A 23,550-nucleotide genomic window follows, 5' to 3' on the forward strand; every position below is an offset into this window, starting at 1 on the left:
CTATATGAGAGTATTTATTTTCGGCATCGGCGGCACGGGCTCCCGTGTACTCCGTTCGCTAACCATGTTATTGGCCAGCGGTGTAAAGTTTTCGCACCCCGACCTGACGATCGTCCCTATTATTATTGATACGGACGCCCATAATGGAGACACTGCCCGTACAAGAGATCTGCTCAGGGATTATTACACCATTAGGAAAACCTTTACAGACAAAAACACCACATCAAAAAGCGATAGCTTTTTTAATACCGAAATACGCTCGTTCAATCGCTTGGATGCCACATTGTCTGATGCGGCTGATTTGGACGTACAGTTCAATTTTCAAAATCAGGATAATACGTTTTCAAACTTTATAGGTTACAACGGTTTAAGCCAAGCCAATAAAGATCTCATCGAGCTCCTTTACAACGATTCGCTGGATGAACATCCAGAATTGCACCTGAATCTAAATGTTGGTTTTAAAGGTAATCCGAATATCGGCAGCGTGGTATTTAACGAACTCAAAGATTCCCCACAATTCAGGAACCTGGAAAGTGGCTACACACAAAACGATCGTATCTTTATTATCAGCTCTATTTTTGGCGGTACCGGAGCCTCCGGCTTTCCAACCTTGGTCAAATTGATCCGCGAATCAACGACCAACAGTAACTTGGCCAAAACAAAGATCGGCGCCATTACTGTTATGCCTTACTTCAATGTAGAGGCGGTAGAAACCAGTGCGATCAATTCTGCCATTTTTGACACGAAAACCAAAGCCGCTCTAGCTTTCTATGCAGAGGATGCACAAATAAAAACGATCAATGCATTATATTATATTGCAGATCCGAACCAATCAGGCACCCTGCCAAATGTGGAAGGCGGTCAGGAACAGGTGAATAACAGCCACCTGGTCGAATTGATCGCCGCAACGGCGGTGACCGACTTTATTCAAAAGAACGACGAAGATCTGAGTTATCCCCAATGTTTTGAATTTGGCGCAGAAAGCGGAGACAACCCTTTTAGTATTGCCCATTTTAGCAATGATACCAAACAACGCTATATCAAGCCATTGGTCGGTTTCGCTTATGCTGCTAAGATTGCAACAGATTTGGTGCCCACTTTTACGAAAGAAGCCTTTTATGGTCCTAAAGAGCTCAATGTGGAAGGTATGCTCGGTGACCCAACCGCTTACCGTAAACTGCTAGGCTTTTATTTACAGTTCAAGAACTGGAGTGGGCGTGAAATGTCCAGTAGCGATAATGGAAGAGCTTTTAATTCCTTTTATTTCGATTCCAGTAAAGACCTCAATCACCTGATACACGGGAAACCCATTAAAACAGACTGGCTATCAGCCGGGCTCAGCGAAAAAAAACTCAGTGATTGGTTTACCAAAACCGCTTTGGCCGAGCCTAAAGATCTGCGAACTACGGAAAAATACCTGAATACCCTTTATAAAACTGCGCAGGCTTGCCTGGATAAACTTGGTCAATTACCCTAATCAATCTTATTGCTATGCCATACATTTTTAGGTTCCATAAAGGGACGAATAATAATATCTATGACTGGAGGGCCTCTGATCGGATCAACGCCAGCCATCTACAGGATATCAACGAAAAGACCAATATTCTTTCTTCGTCTGCAGGTACTTCTATACCCACGCCGCTTGCACGCCTGTTTCTCTTTAAGACGGCGTTTGAGATCATGGCCGCGCAGATCCAAAAAAATTCGGTTGAGCCGGGGAGCATTTATGCCGGATTGGTATCCGAAACGTTGGACTTACTGGAGTTGTTGTATAAAAATGGCTCGGATAGTACCCGATTCCGCTATCAACGCTGGACATTTGAGAACAATGATGATGCTATCCATCATTTTGGTCAAAGCTCCGGACATCGGTTATTAGCAACCTCCTTTAGGCAAGCTGCCAGCCAATATCCTTTTCAAAAGAAAATCGAGCTTACACTGATTTACTTTAGAGAGGGCAGCAAAGAAGTGCTGATTGGAGGTACCTCGCCTTTCACCTTTGTATTTACGTCACCCAATTTTAAGCGGAAAATGCGTGATCGGGGATTCAAAGCAGTACAAGGCCTGGTGTCTGATGACATCCTGTTTGATTCTAAGTACTTGCAGTTGCACGAACGGGACCGTGCCTTTATCAAATACTTGGAGTCCCTTTCCCATACACCGGGAATTGGCGAGTCTTTTAAAGGGTTTTCGGCATATGTGACCAACACACGCAGTAGGTATGAACGCCAGTTTGATGGCTCGATACCCGCATTAACGGATATCAGGATCGGTGAGTCAGTGCTAATCGCCGATAACATTCCGCTTAAACAAGTTCAAGTAGCTGATTTGCGGGAAAAGATCAATGAATGTAGCGACTTTAAATTACAACTACCGGAAGACACACATTACCAAGAACCGCTAAAACCGTTGTTCTTATTACATAAAATGAGTATGAACGGCCAGTACTCATCGCCAACAAGTACCTGGTCTTCGATTACCCCGATATCGGAAATGGAATATCCGGAAAATACAATTGGCGAAATTGTTCATGAAAGAGAGCTGCCAGGACTATCTGGTATCAAATATCCGTTTTTTACTTCGTTTGATTTTTTTGAATCGGCGCTGATCAAATTACCAGGCTATTTGCTAAACGATGAGCGATTTCTGACCCTAAAAAATAACCAGGCTTTTGTTTATCCGATTAAACCCTTGTTTTTTCATTTATTTCCCGCGCACCGTATTAAAGAATACCTCAGTGTAGAAGAAGTAAATGGCGAAATAAAATTTACGTTAAAAATTCCGATTTACGGGCCGACCCAAGGATCGCGGGTCATTACGTGCAGCAAAACCTACCAAATGGACACGGAGATCGAGTATCATGGGATTTTGGGTATCTTTCCATTTACACGAACCGCTGATGAATCCTTATTGTTTATCAATCAATATACGGTGGCTTCCTATGAGAAAACCAATGCGATCAATCCATTAGAGGCTTTAAAGTTTTATAAAGCAGATGCCATCAGCTCCATTTCCCCAACGCCGGTACAACGCTCCAACTATAGTGACATCAATACCCGGACCGTGTATTATCAGTTGAATCGCTCATTCGACCTGATTCAGCTGAACTTTAAAAAGAATAATAACAAAGTAGGAGGGATCATTCTGCCGCTTTTTCGCCAGGTTCAAAATGGTGAAGCAGAATACATCTACGCCATTGACTTTGGTACTTCCAATACCCATGTAGAGTATGGCCGGGTACAAGATAAACGGATACAACGAGCGATGCCATTTGCTATCGAGGAAAACAAAATGCAAATGTTCCTGCTCAATAAGCCCAGTCCGTTTCAACAAAATGATGGAGACAGCTATTTAGATTATGAACGCAGCACTGGCCCAAGAATTGATAAGGCCAGACTGGTCACTATGCGTGAGTTTGTGCCTTTCCAAGTTGGGCCTCAAAAAAGTGCTTCCGTGCGGTTCCCTTTCCGCACCGCAACAAGTGAAAGTGCCAGCTTTGTTAATAATCCCAATAATGACCGACTGTTTTTGGACGCTAACATCGGTTTTCTGATAGACGAAGATCAAATGGCCGATCACGCGGCCTATAAGACCGATCTAAAATGGCTGCTCCAAAAATCCAGCAGCGATCCATTTAATGTCAACCGGGTGTCTTTGTTTGCCAGACAACTGCTGCTCATGATCCGGACAAAAGTGTTGTTGGAAGAAGCAAACGGCAATCTGAAAAAGCTAAAGATAATTTTGGCATTTCCGATCAGCATGGGGGAAACGCTGAAAAACAAACTGATCGAAATATTTGATAAACAGCGCCAGGAAGTCTTCGGAGCGACCGCACTGCCACTGGTCAATCCGGTGACAGAATCAATCGCACCCTACTATGAGCTGAAGTCAAAGAATGGTAATATTCAAAACGATAACTTCTGTAATATCGATATTGGTGGGGGAACAACTGATATTCTGCTAACCAGCACAACAGAGGGAAATAACCTTCATCAACTGAAATGCTATTGTTCATCCTTCCGTTTCGCTGGCCGTCAACTTTGGAGCAGCGGTATTGCTGAATACATCAACAGCAACAATGGCTTTATCGACTATTATAAGCGATTTATCCCAAATGTACAGGTAGATCAGGAAAGTGCCGGTAACTTGGATAAGCTACTTAATGGCTCGCATATTCGGACAGAAGATCTTGTGGGTTTGTTATTCAGTAGACCAGCTTATAAGTTCAAAGATATCTTTTCAGAGAAACCGGCTTTCCGAGTGGTGCCACTAATTCATTACGCAGCGATCTTATATTATATCAGTAAGTTATCAGCCTGGAAAAAAATAGCGCTGCCGCGTACGGTAAGTTTTTCTGGAAAAGGCAGTGAGTATCTCAACCTCATTTTTCCAGCTAGTGCTAACAATAACAACGCGGATCTAAAGGGCTTTACCCGTAAAATGCTTAGCATTTTTGCAGAGCAGGCAATACGGCCTGATTTTATTATCGAGAAAAGCAAAGAACCCAAAGTAATTACCGCTCGTGGTGCAGTTTACTATGCAGCCGAGGACGTACTTGATGAAGACAGTAATGATTGGGGAAATGCACCAGAAACGAGTTCAACCAATCACCAAAAAAAGCTCGTTAAGGAAAATGTGATTTATAAAGGGTTCAAAACATTTGCGTACGAGGATCAATCCATGATCTATGGGGACCTTATCAACGATGAGATCCTTTATCGCGACATCATCGATAACCTAAAAGATTTCTTCGAATTGCTATTTGGCGATACCGAATTGGTCGAAGGCATCAATCGTAAACTGGAGATCGCAAATTTCTCGCAATACAAACGTTTCTTTTTGCCCGTGAACCAGGATGTGTATGACACCGGGGTACTCCGTGATAGTTTCAAAACAACCTTAAGCAACGCTAATCCGGGAGATAAAGTAGACGATTCTCTCTTCTTTTTCCCTTTGAATTACGCACTCATCCAATTGTCCGAAGAAATCGCAAAGACCGCTCAATCCTAAACCAATGAAACGACCTATTGTAATTTTGTGGCTGCTACTAATGCCAGGCGTCTTGTGTGCACAGCCATTGATTCAAGCAGATGAAGCAGGCTTGATGCGCCAGCTTTTTGATAGCGTTAGTGGCTGGCTAATTTGTTTATCCCTAACGTTAGCTATCATAGCTATTTGTCTACAGCTCTTTCGGTCGCCTCGCGCTAGAACTAGTCAACGGAACGATTCCGGGGCAGAATTAAGGCAGCTGCAAAAAGAGATTATGCGCTTGCAAAATAAACTTGATGATCGGCCAACGATAAATGATCTCAATGGCCTCGCCGAACGCATTAAACTTGTAGAAGGAAAATATATTGAAAGAGACAGTTACTCCAGGGAGATCAGCTGGGAGCGGGACGATATCCAGCGGACCATTGCTGGGGAGCGTAGTACTACACCCGAAAAAACAGAAACTACGATTGTCTCCGATCAACCCCTATCCCAACAAGGGGCTTTTTATGCGAAAATGGCCGACTTGGAAAACGGCTTCAGCTCGAAGATCATCACTAGGCATCAGGATGGAGAGCAATTGTTTGAAATTTTTGAACAGGAAGACCGAGCGATCTATAAAATAACGAACGATATCGATGCACAACGTTATGCGCTGGCGGAGCCTGGCATGTTAAGCAGAGCGTGTGAATTATTAAACCAGCCGTTCAAAGGTTGCCGGATCGAAATGAAAAAGGAGGGTATTTTAACTAAGGCCGGTGATCAGTGGCATATACAATTAAAGGCAAAAATCGAATTCAAATAGGTGGAACGCACGATCATTATATTGTTAGTGGAACAGGTCAAGGAGCATCTAAAAATGCTTCCGATCAAGGATCGCGTGCGCGAATCGATCTATAATCATTTTTTGCCACAATGTGATCAGTTTGGGCTTTCTGAAGAGGACTTTTACAAGCTCGTTCTAAAACCTGCATTTCGCGAAGCCGACCCGGCCCCCGAAGAAGACCCTGATCCGCCCAATTCCAAAGGTACTTCCGTAAAGCTGTTTGGAACGACAATACATAGTCTCAAACGTTTGGGAGAGGTGCTGTTCGAAGATCCTGTTCGTCAGCAAATTTATCTAGAGGATAGTACGTTGTTAAAAGCGCACGTTGATCAACTGGCAGATGCAGACACTGCGATTGCTTTTGCCCTGTTGTATAAGTCAGAAGCGGACATTGAAAAACGCTACCTCAAAATTTGTTACCGGCTAAATCCGGGCTTACCTTATCGCATTAAAAATCAGTTGTTTGGTCAACTGCCAGATTTGATTGATGCTGCCTTCGCAGAAAAGGCATTGATGGATCAACTTTACGCGGATTTTGGACAAGGAAGACTGCACCTTTGGTTACATGAGCGTGATCCCCAGGACTATCCAGTTATTCCTGTCGAAAAGAAAGCAGCAGCATTCCTCACCTTTATCTATAACGTAAACTCGGCGTTTCCATTTGCGATTTCCGGTGAGTTTTTTTATTCACCCATCGAATTGGTTGCTAAGGCACAAAAGGATTTGAGTTTCTGGCCAAAACTACTCACCCAGTGCGCGACTGGCCATTTATTTATCTGGTTTAAAGCACAAGGATACCCCGGTTGGCAAGACGCGTTTCAAAAGAATATAAATCGCATCAAATGGAAAAAAGCAGGGGAGGATAACCATAAAGATTATACACTGATCCAGCAACTGTTATTGCTAATTGATCCGGACACCATATGTCCGCAGTTGGCGTTCAACGAAACAAAAGTGGAACTGTTGGCTTTGCCTGCCACTCAAACCGTTGAAGTAATCCTCAACGTTCGTCTGAAAACTTTGGGTTACGTGAAAGCACAAATACAGCTAGAATCAGAGCAGCCAGGGATCACTTTAGATCAATCACAGATCATCTTGTTTGATCTGACCGGGCAAAACAGTACGTCGCTGACCTTACGCATAGACCCCCTGAAGTTTGGAAAGAACGTTCTTCATCAGACATCCTTGCAACTCGTAACCGATTATGAGAACATCAGTTTGCCGGTGTCGATCAACGTGGTCTTCCCGATACGTAGTTACGTGCTTTATTTGTTAAAATATGCAGCTTTTGGTGCTTTATTTTTTGGTGTTATGCGTTGGTTGATCGCTGCAGGAAGGGGTACAAGCAAGGGGCTGCCCTCTGCTATTATCAATCAACAAGTCGGCCGTTCCTTGCCCGATAACTGGCCCTTGTTTTACTGGGTTTTCTTATTAATGCTACTTAGCTTATTGGGCTCATTTTTATGGATTAAAAAGGCAGAGAAAATATGAAAACAACAACGTCTGCCGCTATAAACAAATCATCTGTGACCGACACCACCACCGTAAAGCCATTTTGGGTGCTGCTTGGCCTTTTTATTTTTATCTTTTCTGTGCTGGGTTATCAGCTCATGGCCGCAGGAAGTTATAATTTCTTTGTCTGGGGAGATCACCTTTTGGGAGCTGACCTGGGTAATCCGCCTGTCGTCATGTGGCTATTAGCCGGCGCATTTTTAGGTGCGGGCGCTGGCGCATTAGTGATCTGGAGAAAATACCAAGTATCTCTAAAATGGTGTTTGGCCACCGTGTTACCGGTTATGCTGTTATTTTTTATTTTGGAACTAGTCGCTAGTCCTTTAACTACGGTCGAACCAAGGTCATTGCCAATAGCCAAAGACACGACTACCACTACGACGAGTCCTACCCAAGCATATTCCGCGCCTATCATCAGGTCACATCATAGGCCAAAACATGTTCCACCAGCGCCGCCTGTTAAGCCCGTCGAACCGCCAGAAGATGCTTGTGCTGTACAACTGGCCGATATCAATATCAATGCACGGACAGACAGCGTACAGGTTTATTACCGAATCGCTATGCAAAGGGACGGGGCCTGGAGTGCTTGGCGATCCAAATTTATCCCTCAGCAAGGTCAATTCAGGCTTACTGAGGACGGACCGGTCAAAGCAAACAGGATACAATATTACTATGAAATCAAATCGGTACTAAGCCGTTCGGCACAAAATCCTTATACCCGAATGCTTTGTGACGGGCAACTAGTTATCGACACCTATTAGCACCTTATCTTATGAAAACTTGTTTTAGTTATCGCTATCTCGGCTATATCCTTACCCTTGGCTGCCTTTGTTTTTTACTGCCTGCTCACGCACAGTTGAATTGGAAATCGAAAGGACCGCTTTATGAAGATCCCTATATTACCGTAGAGATCGAATATGCTTTGAACGAAGATCCTTGTATCGCCGGCGCCCAACCTTCTCAATTCCGTTACCGGATCACTAAGCTCAAGCCGCATGGAGAATACTTTATTAACTGGCACTTTGATTATTTTAATTGCGAACACCAGCTTAAAACCCATCTAACGAGCTTAAAGATCGACCGTAATACACGAGTAGGTTATACGCAGACCGATAATAGCAATATTTTTTTTGCATTGCAACTGGCCAATAGCGCTAATGATGTGAACAGGGCATTGCACCTACCGGAAGTTGGCAATTATGAGCCAAAGGCGTCCTTTTCACTGGTACCCAAAGAGATCACTGGAACCTTCAACATCAACCGAGGGGATAAAACAACTTTAAATCTGAATGGTGGGTATCTTGCCGGTAGCACCGTTTGGCGATGGTACGAGGGAGATTGTGTCGGTAAATTTATCGGAGTCGGAAGAACGTTAAACATTCAGCCGGACCATACCACTACTTACGCTGTAAGAGGTGAAGGCGAATACCCAACATCATGTATAACAGTTACCGTAAACGTAGCAGACATAAGTGTGATGCCTAGTGGTATTGAGGGCCGTCAACAGATTTGTAATGGTGAAAAAAACATTAAGCTTAGCGTAGCCGGCGGACAGTTAGCTAAAGGAGACCAATGGCGATGGTACCAAGACCGATGTGATGGCACTGCAATTGGTACAGGGCCTAGCATCGACGTTAGCCCGTTGCAGACGACCCGTTATTTTGTGAGGGCTGAAGGGCCGCAGGGTCATTCGGAATGCCAGTCGCATGAAATACAAGTCGCTGGTAAATCTAAATCTGCCGATTGGGTAGATGGAGCTGAGCGTGTTAGTTACGGTCAATCAGTGACCTTAAGTGTTCATGGTGGTGCATTGGCCTCGGACGCCCAGTGGGTTTGGTATACCGGGAGCATCGGTCACCAAACAATGGTTGGCCGTGGTAGCACGTTTACGGTTGTCTCGGCAATTGCTGATGAAACTTATTACGTTAGGGCAGAAGGCAATTGCGATCGGTCTGCCTTTGTTAGTAAAACGGTTCGTGTATCTGGCGCCCGCTCTGCTCATTACAATGGAAATTCTACAATTAAACTAACGACCATATTTTTTATCAATGGTGGCGTCGTTGCTAATGATCCCCAACGGCTCGATAACTTAAAAAACTATGTCATTACCCTGGGCGGTGGCAAACGTATCGGCTGGTTTGTACGGGCGAAGATCGCAGGCGATCAGACGAAAGCTAATTATGAAACCAGTGACCCTCACATTGCCAACTACCCATCAACTGGTTATTACCGCTACAATGGACAAAGTATTGCCAAAAGAGCAGCTTACACAGGAGGCGTCTACCTTGGCGGTAAGCACGTGGCTATTTATTTAGGCGGAGGCTACGGTACCCGAGAACTCATTTATGGCATTGGTCGGTATCTGTATGACAGCCCTTATTCCTATCAGTCTGATTGGGTCAAATACCAAGGTTACAGTTATACCGGAGCAGAGTTTGAAGCCGGCCTGATGTTAAAAGTCGGAGCGGTCAACATAATGGGAGGTGCCAGTTCCATTGAAGGCAAATATACCGACTATAATTTAGGCATAGGCATCAATTTTTAAGCTATGAAAATCAACATCAAAATCTGGGCTGGTTTAGTAATGATCATAGGTGTTTGCACCAGCTGTTCCAAAGATCCACTGGTACCAGTTAATATATCCAGTCAACTGATTGTGAACACCCAACCCATTTCCAATATTGGCCAGAATAGTGCTGCAACGGGAGTACAAATCACTGGCGGTTTTGCGAGTGACATCATCGATAAAGGGATCTGCTGGGCAACCACAACTAAACCGCAAACTTCGCAGAACAAGCAATCTGGTGGAGCAGGCAGTGGCTTGACTAGCTTAAATATATCTGGCCTGACACCGGGTATTACCTATTACGTACGCGGCTATGTGGTCACCAAAAACGAAACCATTTACGGCGACCAACAGCAATTCACTACGATGGGTTATCTGGCGGCAACGCTCACCACCACATCGATCAGCGGCATTACACAAACCGCCGCGCAAAGCGGCGGGAATGTTACCGCCATGGGAGGCGGAACAGTTACCGCAAAAGGAATATGTTGGAATACGACAGGAACGCCGACCATCAGCAATATTAGGACCAACGATGGTTCTGGATTAGGCGCTTACACCAGCAGTATCACCAGTTTGACGCCAGGCACCACCTATTATGTTCGTGCCTATGCCACCAATCAAGCGGGTACTACTTATGGTTCGCAGGTAAGTTTTACGACGGTAGCCATCATGCTTCCTTCGGTATCGGCGACCTCCATTACCTCGATAGCGCAAACTTATGCGATCGCATCGGCCAGCACCACTGCAGATGGCGGAGGTACCATATCTGCCAAAGGGTTTTGCTGGAGCATGGTCACAAACCCCACAATCAGCAATGCCCATGTTATTTACGGCAGCGGTTTAGGCAGCTATGGCAGTCAACTGAGTACATTGAGCCCAGGAACCACTTATTATGTTCGTGCTTATGCCACCAACCAGGCTGGAACGGCCTACGGCATACAAATTAGTTTTACCACAAGCCCCGTACAGCTAGCGACGATAGGAAGTTTAACCATATCCACTATAACCAAAAATTCGGCCTTTGCATCCTGTAGTGTTACTGCTGACGGTGGCGGCACTATTACCAGTCGTGGAATATGCTGGAGTACCAGCAGTAGTCCTACTCTTTCAAATGGCGGCTTTTTCACCAGCGGCACGGGAACTGGAACGCTTTCGGGTACGATGTCGGTTCTTAACAGCGGCGTCACCTACTACGCTAGGGGTTATGCCATAAATGCTGCTGGCACCGCCTATGGCCCAGTCTATTCATTTAAAACCTTGTAAATCCAAAATTAAGGCCTTAATTAAATGTAAAGAATGTTCCAAAGACGTCATCAGAAGCTGATAAATGTCCTCATTGCGGTATCAACATTTCCACGGCAATCCGCTGTAAAAACTGCAATTCCAACAATGTAGAGCGGGTCAGCAATGCCAGTAAAGTCGGCAGCGCACTCATGTGGGGCGTTTTTGCCGCCGGTAAAATGTCAAAAAACTATAAATGCCGTGACTGCAAAGTAAGTTGGTAGCCGGTTACGGTTTCCCGGAAAAAACGCTGATAAACCCATAGTAATTTTGATTCTAATCAATTACTAGAAGCAAATCACAATGGATTTTAAAGACCAAATCTTACAACTGGCATCACGCATTGAAAAGTTGCTTCCACAGATCAAAACTGAGGAAGCAACAAAAAACGCACTTATACTACCGTTTATTCAGGTACTGGGATATGACGTATTCAACCCTTTCGAAGTAAACCCCGAATTCATTGCCGACATCGGTATCAAAAAAGGAGAGAAGGTTGACTACGCTATTTTGAAAGATGAAGAGCCTATGATCCTCATCGAGTGCAAACATCATCTCGAAAAACTGGATCCCCACAATTCTCAACTATTTCGTTACTTCCATACGACCAAGGCCAAATTTGGTCTGTTGACCAATGGATTGACCTATCGCTTTTACACAGATCTCGATGAAAAGAACAAGATGGACAGTACGCCCTTTTTTGAATTCACGATAACAGAAATCAAAGAAACCGAGATCGCCGAACTCAAGAAGTTCCATAAATCTTATTTCGATGTAGAAAACATCACTAACACGGCCAGTGAGCTCAAATATCTCAATGAATTAAAAGTGCTACTGAACAAAGAAATGATCACCCCATCAGATAATTTCGTTTCTTTCTTCACCAAGCAAGTGTATTCAGGCGTGCTAACTGCCAAAGTCAAAGAACAGTTTGCCCCAATCATCAAACGATCATTCAATTTGCTAATCAGCGACGCTATTAACGAGCGTTTGAAATCCGCGCTTAACCAGGAAAAACAATTAGAAGTCGCCGAAGCCGATAAAATTGAAGAAGCCGCCAACACACCACAGGGGCCGGGTATCGTCACCACAGTACAGGAATTGGAGGGCTTTTATATCATCAAATCACTTTTACGCCAGCATATCGACGCCAAACGCATTACCTACCGAGACGCTTTATCCTACTTTGCTATCCTCCTCGACGATAATAACCGCAAAACCATCTGCCGCCTCTATCTCGACGGTAGTAAAAACTACTTGGCGGTCCTAGACGAAACGAAAAAAGAAGTTCGGCATGAAATTAAATCGCTCGACGGGATCTATCAATTGGGTGATTTGCTATTAGAAGTTATTGGTCGTCTAGAAAAAGTTAAAAGCTGATCAAATTGCCTTACGATTTATCGTAAGGCAATTTGAATTGATGAGATTTTAAACCATATTTCCTGTTTAAGCAGCTTTTAAACAGGAAGTATAACCATTCAGCCCATATATTATGATTATCAAAAATGTAACAATTAAGCAGCTAGCAGAATTCAGAAGATTGTCAGATCGGCGCAGGCAGAGTTTTGCTCGGCAAATACAAACTACACCAGCAATGAGTTCCGGTGATGGCGGCGGCGATTACTGGATCTCAAGTTCAAGCGCGATAAGCAACGCCTTTAAATTACAGAATAATCAATTTATTGCAGATAAAATTAGTCAGTTGAATGACAGCTATAAGGCAGCAGATCACATGGGTTCCAAAATTATGTATAAGCGAAATTTGGAGATTTTACACCTATATGAATATTTTAATCTCTCCGCGTGGGCTCCGGCTACTGCATTAACCTACCTGACAAGGCCCAAAGTCACGTTGATTAAACAAAATGTACCGTTACAGATACTTCCGCAGCTTGTTTTTAGCTTTGAGCAAAATGGTGAGGCGATGCTGGGCGGGGCTTGGTTCGTGACTTGGCTTGAAAAGTTTAATATTGGAGATCTGGGGATGTATACAGAAGCATTATTTGAATATCTGATGCTGGTCTATGGTCGCGACCATCAAATAGACCCACAATTTTGCTTTACTGCTGATCTTATTGAGCGAACGGTCGTTAGTTATGATCAGCTTCAAAATGGAGCAGTGTCCGCAGTATTGTCGCCAACATTAGACGAATTGAATGCATTGATTTGACCATTAAAAAGCGCAATCGTAATTCTCGCTTGATAATACAAAAACACTTTATCTGCTTGGGTCAACTGCTCATGTCGCAAGAGATAGTTTTATAATTACAAATCAATAAGTTCTTGTGGCTCTGTTTTCGGTCGCCATTTAGGGTACCAACAGAAATTAATATATTTACAGCTTACTAAACCTTCTCCGAATTATGCCTTTCAAACACTTTTTAAACACTTCACTCAAGTTTGAGCGAACACATCAGTTGATTCTGCAGTGCCTTTTTAATGATGCTTTATTTTTAAAAGCCGCAACCGGCCTGGAAGTGGAAAATCCCCAGGTAGTTTTAGAGCCTGTAAAAAGTCTTTTTGATATTGGTATTCTAGATCCTGACGGTAACATGATCTGTCTGATTGAGTTAAAGATGTGGTCCAACTTATCGAACGCTCAACTCGAAAGGCAACGGAGGTATTTGGAACTCACACAATGTCCTGGTGTGCATATTTTATTGGGTGCCTCGGACCTCCAGTTTTACCGTGATGAAAGTTATGATGACATTGCTGAATTCTCTGATCAGCGCAGCTGTAAGGTTGGGTACAAAGAACTAATCTCAATACTGGAAAGATTCGCAAGTCTAAGTCCAGCAGGTGCTCCTATAACTATCATCGCAGAGGATTATAAAGAAGCTTTACAAAAGCAGGAGAAATATATCAACGACGCATGGCTGGATAGTTCAGCTAGCCTACACTTGCGCAGTTACTCGGCCTATAGCAAGATCCGCAAATATCTGATTAATGAAGCTTTTTATATTTATTCTGTCAATAATCCTGGTGGCACCGCACATATCCTGAATGACGACCGTTCATGGACGGAATTTCTTTATCAAGGGCATAAATTTAAAATGTATCAGGAAATACTTGACTTAAAGCTGATGATCAGGATAGAGAGCTTTGGGGCGCCTAATGCAGTAAAAACTTCGCTAAAACAAAGGGTGATACAACTACTTCAGCAGAAAGATCCCAACCAAATATCCTGGTCGTTTAGCAGTCGTACCAGTAAATATCACAAGATCGCGATTTATCATCCCGTAATGAAAACAGAAGTTGACTGCGAACAAGTCGCAACTATTATGCGCTCATTGAACGCCATTATCAAAGATATCGTTCGGATTGTTGAAGATAATAAGACCGAACTGGAAGTTGCAGAATAACTGCCTATATCAGTACATTGAAAGCCGAAAGGCTGCGCAGTTAACTGTGACAATCTGTGCTTCGGTAATAATAGAGTTCTTCATTGTTGACTGTTTAAAGTTAAGACTTTTCGCCCTTTAAGAAGTCCGACTTTTAGGAGGGGTTACAATCCGATTCGATATAGAGATGAGGCCATAAATTATATTAAGGAAAAACATAGCTTAGAAGATAAGATCATTGCAATGTGTTCAATGACGAGTTTGCCCACAAATCAGTACATTGATCTTCTGAATAGCTACTATGCTTTATTCCGGGATCATAAAATCAGCGAATCTTTACTTAATAGAGGTTTATTCAACGAATTTGATACCCAATATAAAGTGGCCAAGCTATATAACGACCCGTCATTACGTAAACTTCTAAAGAAGATGCTGAATGATGACTCTTTGTCTAAAGCGTTTAGAATGGACATACGTAATGAAATATTAAATGGAAGATGGCTGCATGATTTACAAAGAACAGGACACTTGAAATGATAATTTTGCGATTAATGCATACACTATTTCGAGGTTGTAAAGGGAGAGATAAATACTACCACATCAATGGCAACTGATGCACCAAATATAAAAGTAACTTTATCCCATACTGTTGTAGGTGAATATAATAGTAATTCTGGGATTCGGATCGCAATTAGCGCAATCTTTAAAAAAGCGCATTCCTACTATGTTTTCGCGAACTTTTTTATTTGACTGAGATTCGGATTGCGATTAGTGTAGAGTTGTTATCCTCTTATAATAATGATAATTAAAAGGTCTTTTAATAATGTTACCGGGCAACCAAAGCTTTCGTTAGAAAGCTCGATGTTATGATTCGATGTTTTTAATTACTAATTTTTTTAGTATTTTTAAACATGGAACCAAAACAAATCGCCTGGCTCACCGGCCTGGCCGGGTTAGCCGGTGCTTTACTGACACAGCTGATGTCAGGCCTGTTCAGCTATATGAATGACCGCCGCAGGCAACGACTGGATCTGCAAAGGGATTACCGGAACAAAAGGACCGAAATCGGCGAGAACTTTTATTTTATGAATGGTGAACTGATGGCCATGATCAAAAAGAATATTGCCTACTGGCATACGCGCCTGCATTACCGGAGTGATGTTACGCTTAGTTTTTTACAGCAGGAAATGGATCGTTTGGATGCTTACCAGACCAAACTCCAGAATGAAAACTGGAAGTATAACCTGATCGGGATCTATTTTGATACGCCCTTACAGTTTTGGCGAAATGCTCGAGGACAATAAGCGTTCGCATGAGCTATACCTGAAGGTGCTGGATCAGTCAGAAATTATCAGGCGTACTTTACCTCAAGAAAGGGATGATCTCTACCCGGAGTATCAGGCGGCTTTGAAACTGTTGTGTGAACATTATCAAATGATCTATGAACGAATGGGAAGCAATATGAGCGCGGTAAAAGGGGCGTTGGTTGCTGGGTTTGAAATGTAAATAATTGTATATCAAAATATTGATTTGTTTTGGTGTTTCCCCATGATTACATTGTTAGCAACATTTGCTTATTCTCTTTTCCATGAAGATCACCAGAGAAAAAAGACAATATCCGCCAATATTATATTGATGGAAACCGGGATACTAAACACTGTTTTGTATTAAAGCAAGCCATGTTTCGACTTTGTCAAAACGGCTTGCCGGTATACCCGGACCCGATATGCCTCACTTTGTTCAGCATAATTTTTTATTTTCTTTTATAAATTACTTATATTTGAGTTCCGTCAGTGGGCACCCCCTAATTTGTATTTGGCTACTCTGACAAATGATTGTACCTTTTGTACGGTCATCTAAATGCGGCCCGTGCGTCCGCAGTGTCCCTTTGGGGCATTCCGAGAGGTCGTTTCAGTTGCTTCGACCCACTTCAACGTAAATTTCCTTTTTATCGATGGCCAGACCCAAGGTTTCGTCAGCGGATAAACGCTCTACCAGATTCATGTTACAACTGAAGCTGGCAGAAAAGAAAAAAATAGACGAGGCTGCCTCCGCCTGCGGCCTGCGCTCTGCCGTATGGGCACGTGAAAAAATCCTTAAAGGCCGTTTCCCGGAACCCAAAGCCGCACGGTTAGATCTTTATACTTATACCGAACTGAAAAAGATCGGGGTTAACCTCAATCAACTGACACGGCTGGCGAACGGTGGCCATTTATCCCCGCAACTCATCGGGACGCTCGTCCGGCTGGAACAAAAGCTGGACGCCATCACCGCAAAGCTCGTATATGATCGCTAGTCAACGTATCGGTAAAAGCTTTCTTGGCGCATTGAACTATAATGTGAAGAAGCTTCATAAGGCAGCTCATGAGCGGGCCGAGCTACTTGGCACCAACTTTTCTTCAGTTGCGGTAAAGAACATATTGCGGGAGGTTGATCTAATGCGGCAGCTCCGGCCTCAGCTAGGCAGGTATGTATACCACACCAGCCTTAACTTTTCCGCCGCAGATATCAGCAATCTGACCAATGAAAAACTATTGGACATTGCGCTGGACTATCTGACGGGAATGGGATTCACTAACAATCAGTACCTGATATTCCGGCATTATGATGCCGGGCACCCCCACATTCATCTATTGGCTAACCGGATCTGTTTTGATGGCAGTGTCGTGTCTGACAGCAATAATTACAATCGGAGCGAAAAATTGGTAAGAGCACTGGAATATCGCTATAACCTCACACCTGTAGGACAGAGTAACTATGTAGTGAAGGAGCGTAATAACCATGTAAATAAGTATCGGAGTAATACGGTAACCGGTGAACCAGGCACCTCCATAACTAATGAGCTGGATAATTATGTAACCAGGAATCAGCCTAACAATATAACAGCAGAGCGGAATAACCCTGTAAATATGTATCGGAGTAACACAGAAACCGATAAGCCACGTAATCCGATAACTAATAAACGGGGTAGCGGTGTAACAAGCAATCAGCCTAACAATATAACAACCGAGCGGAACAACCAGCAAAATAAATATCTCGGTACTCCTGAAAATGAGGGGAGAAGTAACCCTATAATTGGCCATCAAAGTAACCCTATGATGGAGAACTCTTATAACCAGGTAACGATAGAACGGAATAACTACCGATCTCTCCGCGCACCCAAAAAAGGTGAGATTGAAATGTCTATCCGCATGGGCAAACCATCGGATAAAATGCTTTTGCAGGAAAAACTGGCGCTTATCCTGAAAAGCCAAAGCCTGAGTATGCAGGATTTCATCCAGCAATGCGAAATGAAAGGTGTTTTGCTATTATTCAACCAGGCCTCCACGGGCAGGGTCAGCGGCATAACCTATTTCCATGAAGGCTTTAAGGCAAAAGGCCAGGCACTGGGTGAACGGTTCAAATGGATGGAGATCGTCAAACAATTGGATTATGAGCAAAACAGAGACAGCGAGGCAATTAGCGAAACAAATCGCCGGACAAGGCAGCGCTACGGGCTACTCGACCAGGCGGGAGCAATTACTATCCCAGGAAGAAGCGGAGAAAGAAATGCTGAACCTGTTTCAGGCAAGCGCAAAGATGTTACAGGACCTGAATTTGATCAGGAGCATGGTCCAACGGCAGGAATCACGGCAGACCAGCTCACAGCAAAAGCAGCAGATGCTTTGGATAGTAATGTTATTACTGTTGCTGATTCAAATAATTACGATGGCAGTTACGATCAACATCTGCATATCTCGATAGCAGAGGATATCGATGACGAAGCCATCAATGGGAGAAACAGGAGACGCCAGCAGAGAGCCAGAACGAACACCCGTTAATTTTTTAATAATGAAACAAATCGTCACCCCCAAAGGATCAGGCCGAAGCCCATGAGTGAAAGCTACAGTTAATTTGTAAACCATTGATTAATTTATTATATTCAGGAAAGTATTTATACTATGAAAACGCTGATTTTCTTCGTGATTACCACTGTTGTATCCTATGGCGTTATGATGTCTGCCATCTACAAAGGCACCGATATGGATATCGTAAAACATGGGGTAATTGCCTTTACGATTTGGGGCGTTTGCCTGGTGTATCTAAACAGACGCATGCGGAAAAGGTCGCCCCGTGAAGAGAATGAGCAAATGCTCAATGTTTATCTTCGGGATCGCCTTAAACGCAGGCTGTAGACTTTCCGGGCCGGTTAATCTGTCGGCTACTAAGTTTCTGGCAAAAACCGGAAGCTAATACCCTGAGTCAATTCTACAGGGGCGTTAACATTTAACTTTTATCGTATGCGACGTTTACTTGTTAAAACAGGCATTTTCGTATGGTTCATAGCAACCAATGTCATTTCAGCTGCAGCCATTGAGGCCGCCATTCATTTTCATCGGTACAGGTTCGGTTATATCAGTTTAGCAATTGGGCTTTTTGCTCTTTATGCAGGAGGCTGGTATTACCGGATCAAGGGCGATCCCCGGAGAGGAGCCACCGAGTCGGTTATTCGCTATTACTGGCGAACTCGTTTGTCGAAGGGGGCTTTCTGAGTATATATCGGAAACCTTAGACGAATAGCAAAGCAAGAGCTTTGAATCAGGTAGCCGGCACGAATTCCGGCTACTTCAATTACAAAAAAACTTCAGGAATGAAAAAGTTAGTATTAACACTGATTTTATCACTTTGCACCATCTGCGTATTTGCGCAGGATGAGAGTGCGGCTGGACAAACTTTCAAAATGATCCAGGGGGCCGGCGTATATGACGATGGTATGATGGGTATGCTAGCCGGTTTGAGAGATTTTATCTGGAACGGATGGTCCGATTTTATAGGCGATGCCAAAGCCCTCGCCGCGATTTTCACCATTGTTTTTTTTGCTATTAAATCCTATGAGATGATGGTTGGGGACAAACAGCTGGAGATCATGCCGCTGTTACGTCCTTTTGGCCTGGCGATGATCATCCTATGGTGGAATGTATTTGTTAGAATGATTGCCTTTCCCTGTGACTTAATCCAGCAACAATCACAGGATAAATGGAAGGAGGCGCAGGTTGCTGCTGACGATCTGCGCGTAAAGCGGGCAGAGCTCCAGCAAGAAATGGCGGACAGTCTTTACAATTTCCAGGCGCAAACGCAGGTCGCAGAGAAAGAGTCTGACACCTGGTATGGCGAAGCCTGGGATGCGGTTACCAGTACGGTTAAGCAGGGGATTTCTACCGTTGTTACCCCGTTACTCGAAATGAAGCAGCGACTGCAGATCAGTTTGCAATTACTTATCACGCAGCTATTAGAATTGCTTGCGATCTGGATACTCAGGATAGCAACTTATTTTGTGCTCTTTCTACAAGTGTTCTATTCCAGCGTTTTAGTGATCCTCGGGCCTTTTGCTGTTGCGGTCAGCATCCTGCCTGCCTTCCGGGATAGTTTTTCGACATGGATAGCTCGTTTTATTTCGGTCAATCTGTACGGAGCTATCGCATTTTTAATCATGTGGTTGTCGGCCTATATCCAGCAATATGCGATGACAGCTGAGATCAGCCGTTATCAGGAAATTCTACATGGTGGGGTAACAGCCAATAAAATGGCCGAGATTACCGTATTTGCATCTAATGGCATATTAAGCTTTGGAACCGTGATCATTACTTTTTTGGTCGGCGCTATTGCGATGTTTACTGTACCAAGTATTTCGACCTGGATAGTTTCAACCTCGGGCGTAGGTTCTGCCACGAGCTCGTTCGGTAGAAATGCTGCCGCCGCTGCTTCATTGGGAAAAAAGGTGGTTAGTGGTATGTTTTGAGATGTTGATAGATGGAAGATTCGTAGAGAAGCCGCCTTGTGCGGCTTTTCTTATAAGTAACAGTCTTACTTATGAGCATTAAGTTCTCCCGGTAGTGGTTGCTCAGGAAAGAAGTCCTTAATTGAACATTGGAGTATTTCAGCGATCTTATTAAGGTGGTTAATATTATATTTTTCTGCGCGGTTTGTGGTTTCAACTTTGCTTACAAATTTTTCATTTAACCCCATCATTATCGATAGTTTGTCCTGCGAGATATTCTTGCTGATCCTTTTGAGCTTGACCTGCTCAATGACATATTGTTCTATGTGTGTTAGCTCTCGCATTAGATAGAGCAATAACACAATTAATATAAAAATAATTAGGGGTATATATACCACTATTCGTTTTTCTTTTTTAGATTTGATGTAGTTGAAAATGCGACTTATGGGTTTTGATTTCACTACTAAAGAAGGCAACAACGGTCATTTTTATGACGGGGATTTCGTCAGGCACTACGCTGTGATGAAAGACAAAGCCATCTCGTTTGGGCTCATGCTTTTAAATGACACCTTTACTGTCGAGACCATTGTGCAGGACGCTTTGCTTAAACTATGGAACTTCAGAGATACAATCACCAGCATTGAACATGCAGAACGCTTCGTAAAGCAAAATGTAAAGTGGGGGTGCTATAGCTATTTTCGACAACCCGCAAGCCGCTTTCAAAGACAAATGGTACGTCTTGATGATTTTGAACGGAGTGATAATATCTCACACCTTGCTGATAGTAATGATTTGTTTTTCGAGGACGATGTTGAGTTATCGGATAAGCGCTTAAAGTCAGCAAGAGAAGCAATTAGCTTTCTATTTGCAGGTCGCTTAAAAGAAGTGATCGAACTATATTTTATAGAAGGACAAAGTTCAAAACAGATCGCCTCACGCTACAGCCTATCTGTTAGGACAGTAAACTTGTTACTCGACAAAGGTAAGGCCAAGCCTAGAGCAATGCTTGTAACGTCAGCCGAATGTTTTGATAAGCCTAGGCTCCAGGCATCAGTTTCGCTCCCAAAACAAGAAATACAATTCACCCGCATCGATGGCCTTACCTTTGACCAATCCCGTATCTACCACCTACGGACGGTTGATAAATGTGCTTTTGAGCAAATAGCAGCGACCTTAGCGTTATCGCTGAATTCTGTACAGCAGGAGTACGTCCGAGCCTGGAAAATTGTTAGTAGAAAGCAGCAGGACAAGCGCCGTGGTCGCAGGACAGCTAATAGTTTTTCCGACTTGCCGGTTACTTTAATTGCATGATATGGCAGCACCATTACATTTTACCCGTAAAGTGCAGATACTTGTCAATAGCACAGACAAGGACTTCGTATATGCGACTATTGGTAAGCTCATGGAATGGCAAGGTCTCTGCCGTCGGTGCGCCAACCTCATCTATACCCATCAATTTGTCCAGGAGCAAATAAAAGATATGGTTTATTTGACAGAAGGTATACGATTGAAGGTTGCAGATCACAATAAAGACACGGACGGTATGCTGGTTTCCTCGCGAACCAACTCGACTTATAAAATTCTGACTGCTAAGTTTAAAGGCGAATTGCCCAGCAGTATTTATAATAACCTGAATAATCAGTTAGCCGCGACTTTTATGCAGGAAAAAGCACTTTACTATACTGGTGAACGATCTATAAAGAATTTCAGGCGTTCAATAGCAATGCCATTCAGTGCTGAATGTATCCGGCAACTTAATGAAAACCATGAAGCGAGGTACTTTGCATTTACGCTATTCGGCATTCCCTTTAAAACTTACCTCGGTTCAGGTTATGACGATAAGCGGGATCTGCTGCGAGAGGTGGCTTCAGGGACGCTAAAGATGGCGACCAGCTATTTGAAAGTCGAACAAAGGAAAGTTTTTCTGTTGGCGACCTTCGTTCGGGAAAAGGAGTTGCACCTGCTTCGCGAGGATATTATAGCAGAGGCATCTCTTTCGATGGAGCACCCATTGACTGTTAAGATTGGTAAACACACGTATACCATCGGTAGTAAGGAAGAATTCTTATACCGGAGATTGGCTATACAAGCAGCGCGCCAGCGGGTACAGGCTTCGGTAGGAATGAATCGTGCTGGGCATGGTAAGAAAAGAAAGAGGAAGCCATTAGAGCATTATCATCATTTAGAAAAGGACTACATCGCCCATAAGCTTCATTTATATAGCAGGCGATTGATAGACATTTGCCTTAAGAATCAGGCGGCCACATTAATTCTGACCGGCCAACAAGAAAAAGAAGAAATAGCAAAGACGGAAACTTTTATTTTGAGGAACTGGAGTTATGCCGGCCTAAAAAACCTGATCGCTTTCAAGGCGGCAAAGGCCGGTATTACACTGATCGTAGAGTAAGGCTTTGGTATAAATAATTTGAGGCTGCTTGTACAGCCGTAGGGTGAGTGCCTGTTTTCCCTCACTAAGTAAGAGCAAAGCTTAGGCTATGTTCAAAACATACAACGGCTCGCTTGTCGTGTTTAGAACAAACATGATGGCTACGCTCCTTATTATTAGCTAGCACACATTCAAATGAGTTTTTAGAGTGGTTTGCTGCATTTCCCCTTATTGCAGCCGGTATAAAACATACTAACGGAAAGACTACTGGCTTGACCGGCAGATTGCCAAATGTGTACGATATGTCAAAGAGAAATTATGGACAAAGTGACAAACGTAATAAGTTAGACTTATAATTTAAAAGTTGGACGAATAGTCAGCAACGTAACTAATAAATACATGAACAGTTATATTGATATAGCAAAGAGGGATAACACACTATAGCGGATCGATCCATTAAGAAATAATGTTCGGTACTACCGGAAAACTACCGAAAAGCCCATGGCGTGAATTATAAAATTTGCAACATGGATCCATTTAACTTTAATGAGCTTCCCGATGTCGTACGACGTTTATTTGAGAAAGTAGAGCAGATAGAGCTGCTATTGCTCCGTCTTCAGCCTAAAGAAGATACCGACGATGAGTTTTTAAATATCAACGAAGCCGCCGCGTTTCTAAAAGTGTCCGTTGCCTCGCTTTACTCCAAGGTTAGCAGAAAAGAGATACCAGTAAGTAAACCCGGGAAACGATTATATTTTAGTCGCACTGAACTTCATGAATGGGTTCGGTCGGGTAAACAAAAAACAAGTCTGGAAATCCTCTCAGAGTATGGAGGCCAAAGAAAGATTACCTCGCGAAGTAAGCTCTATAAATAGTAAATCCGTGCTG

At 43.4% G+C, this 23,550-nt stretch carries 20 protein-coding genes; 19 read left to right on the plus strand and 1 reads right to left on the minus strand.

Annotation, left to right across the window (positions count from 1 at the left end):
• Positions 1-4: 4 nt before the first annotated feature.
• From ABZR88_RS02390 to ABZR88_RS02465, 16 genes are all read left to right on the plus strand, one after another.
• On the plus strand, positions 5-1,477 hold the full coding sequence (locus tag ABZR88_RS02390) for a hypothetical protein (protein ID WP_107831568.1): 1,473 nt from the start codon (positions 5-7) through the stop codon (positions 1,475-1,477).
• 14 nt (positions 1,478-1,491) lie between these two features.
• Positions 1,492-5,010 carry a hypothetical protein gene (locus ABZR88_RS02395; protein ID WP_146166613.1) on the plus strand — a complete coding sequence of 1,173 codons (3,519 nt, stop codon included), beginning with the start codon at positions 1,492-1,494 and terminating at the stop codon, positions 5,008-5,010.
• Between the two features lie 4 nt (positions 5,011-5,014).
• Positions 5,015-5,794: a hypothetical protein gene (locus ABZR88_RS02400; protein WP_146166614.1), complete on the plus strand. Its 780-nt coding sequence runs from the start codon at positions 5,015-5,017 to the stop codon at positions 5,792-5,794.
• Positions 5,795-7,306, plus strand: coding sequence for a hypothetical protein (locus ABZR88_RS02405; RefSeq protein ID WP_107831574.1), 1,512 nt, complete (start codon positions 5,795-5,797; stop codon positions 7,304-7,306).
• A complete protein-coding gene (locus tag ABZR88_RS02410) occupies positions 7,303-8,088 on the plus strand; it encodes a hypothetical protein (RefSeq protein ID WP_107831576.1) in 786 nt (261 codons plus the stop codon). Before ABZR88_RS02405 ends, ABZR88_RS02410 begins: the two co-directional genes overlap by 4 nt.
• Before the next feature lie 11 nt (positions 8,089-8,099).
• On the plus strand, positions 8,100-9,872 hold the full coding sequence (locus tag ABZR88_RS02415) for a hypothetical protein (protein ID WP_146166615.1): 1,773 nt from the start codon (positions 8,100-8,102) through the stop codon (positions 9,870-9,872).
• 3 nt (positions 9,873-9,875) lie between these two features.
• On the plus strand, positions 9,876-11,159 hold the full coding sequence (locus tag ABZR88_RS02420; protein WP_107831580.1) for a hypothetical protein: 1,284 nt from the start codon (positions 9,876-9,878) through the stop codon (positions 11,157-11,159).
• 321 nt (positions 11,160-11,480) lie between these two features.
• Positions 11,481-12,557: a type I restriction endonuclease gene (locus ABZR88_RS02425; protein ID WP_107831582.1), complete on the plus strand. Its 1,077-nt coding sequence runs from the start codon at positions 11,481-11,483 to the stop codon at positions 12,555-12,557.
• 112 nt (positions 12,558-12,669) lie between these two features.
• On the plus strand, positions 12,670-13,347 hold the full coding sequence (locus ABZR88_RS02430) for a hypothetical protein (protein WP_107831584.1): 678 nt from the start codon (positions 12,670-12,672) through the stop codon (positions 13,345-13,347).
• A 193-nt stretch (positions 13,348-13,540) separates the two neighbouring features.
• Positions 13,541-14,539, plus strand: coding sequence for a hypothetical protein (locus ABZR88_RS02435; protein WP_107831586.1), 999 nt, complete (start codon positions 13,541-13,543; stop codon positions 14,537-14,539).
• 890 nt (positions 14,540-15,429) lie between these two features.
• A complete protein-coding gene (locus ABZR88_RS02440; RefSeq protein WP_107831590.1) occupies positions 15,430-15,822 on the plus strand; it encodes a hypothetical protein in 393 nt (130 codons plus the stop codon).
• The gene (locus tag ABZR88_RS02445; protein WP_107831592.1) at positions 15,806-16,024 is read left to right on the plus strand and encodes a hypothetical protein; all 219 of its coding nucleotides are present in this window, start codon (positions 15,806-15,808) and stop codon (positions 16,022-16,024) included. Before ABZR88_RS02440 ends, ABZR88_RS02445 begins: the two co-directional genes overlap by 17 nt.
• Positions 16,025-16,520: 496 nt before the next feature.
• The gene (locus ABZR88_RS02450; RefSeq protein ID WP_170113693.1) at positions 16,521-16,814 is read left to right on the plus strand and encodes a MobC family plasmid mobilization relaxosome protein; all 294 of its coding nucleotides are present in this window, start codon (positions 16,521-16,523) and stop codon (positions 16,812-16,814) included.
• Entirely contained in the window at positions 16,804-18,339 is a 1,536-nt protein-coding gene (locus ABZR88_RS02455; protein WP_107831596.1) for a relaxase/mobilization nuclease domain-containing protein, read from the plus strand. Before ABZR88_RS02450 ends, ABZR88_RS02455 begins: the two co-directional genes overlap by 11 nt.
• Before the next feature lie 120 nt (positions 18,340-18,459).
• A complete protein-coding gene (locus ABZR88_RS02460; RefSeq protein WP_107831598.1) occupies positions 18,460-18,693 on the plus strand; it encodes a hypothetical protein in 234 nt (77 codons plus the stop codon).
• A gap of 455 nt (positions 18,694-19,148) precedes the next feature.
• Positions 19,149-20,297, plus strand: coding sequence for a plasmid transfer protein (locus ABZR88_RS02465; RefSeq protein WP_107831602.1), 1,149 nt, complete (start codon positions 19,149-19,151; stop codon positions 20,295-20,297).
• 65 nt (positions 20,298-20,362) lie between these two features.
• On the opposite strand, the gene ABZR88_RS02470 is transcribed toward ABZR88_RS02465, so the two are convergent.
• Entirely contained in the window at positions 20,363-20,620 is a 258-nt protein-coding gene (locus ABZR88_RS02470; RefSeq protein ID WP_107831604.1) for a helix-turn-helix domain-containing protein, read from the minus strand.
• 100 nt (positions 20,621-20,720) lie between these two features.
• Here ABZR88_RS02470 and ABZR88_RS02475 point away from each other — a divergent pair, with 100 nt between their 5' ends.
• From ABZR88_RS02475 to ABZR88_RS02485, 3 genes are all read left to right on the plus strand, one after another.
• Positions 20,721-21,587 carry a hypothetical protein gene (locus ABZR88_RS02475; RefSeq protein ID WP_107831606.1) on the plus strand — a complete coding sequence of 289 codons (867 nt, stop codon included), beginning with the start codon at positions 20,721-20,723 and terminating at the stop codon, positions 21,585-21,587.
• A 1-nt stretch (position 21,588) separates the two neighbouring features.
• Positions 21,589-22,683 carry a hypothetical protein gene (locus ABZR88_RS02480; protein ID WP_107831608.1) on the plus strand — a complete coding sequence of 365 codons (1,095 nt, stop codon included), beginning with the start codon at positions 21,589-21,591 and terminating at the stop codon, positions 22,681-22,683.
• Between the two features lie 506 nt (positions 22,684-23,189).
• Positions 23,190-23,537, plus strand: a complete 348-nt coding sequence (locus ABZR88_RS02485; RefSeq protein WP_107831610.1) for a helix-turn-helix domain-containing protein — start codon at positions 23,190-23,192, stop codon at positions 23,535-23,537.
• The last annotated feature ends 13 nt before the right edge of the window (positions 23,538-23,550 follow it).

The sequence above is a fragment of the Mucilaginibacter yixingensis genome, from assembly GCF_041080815.1.
Lineage (GTDB): Bacteria > Bacteroidota > Bacteroidia > Sphingobacteriales > Sphingobacteriaceae > Mucilaginibacter > Mucilaginibacter yixingensis.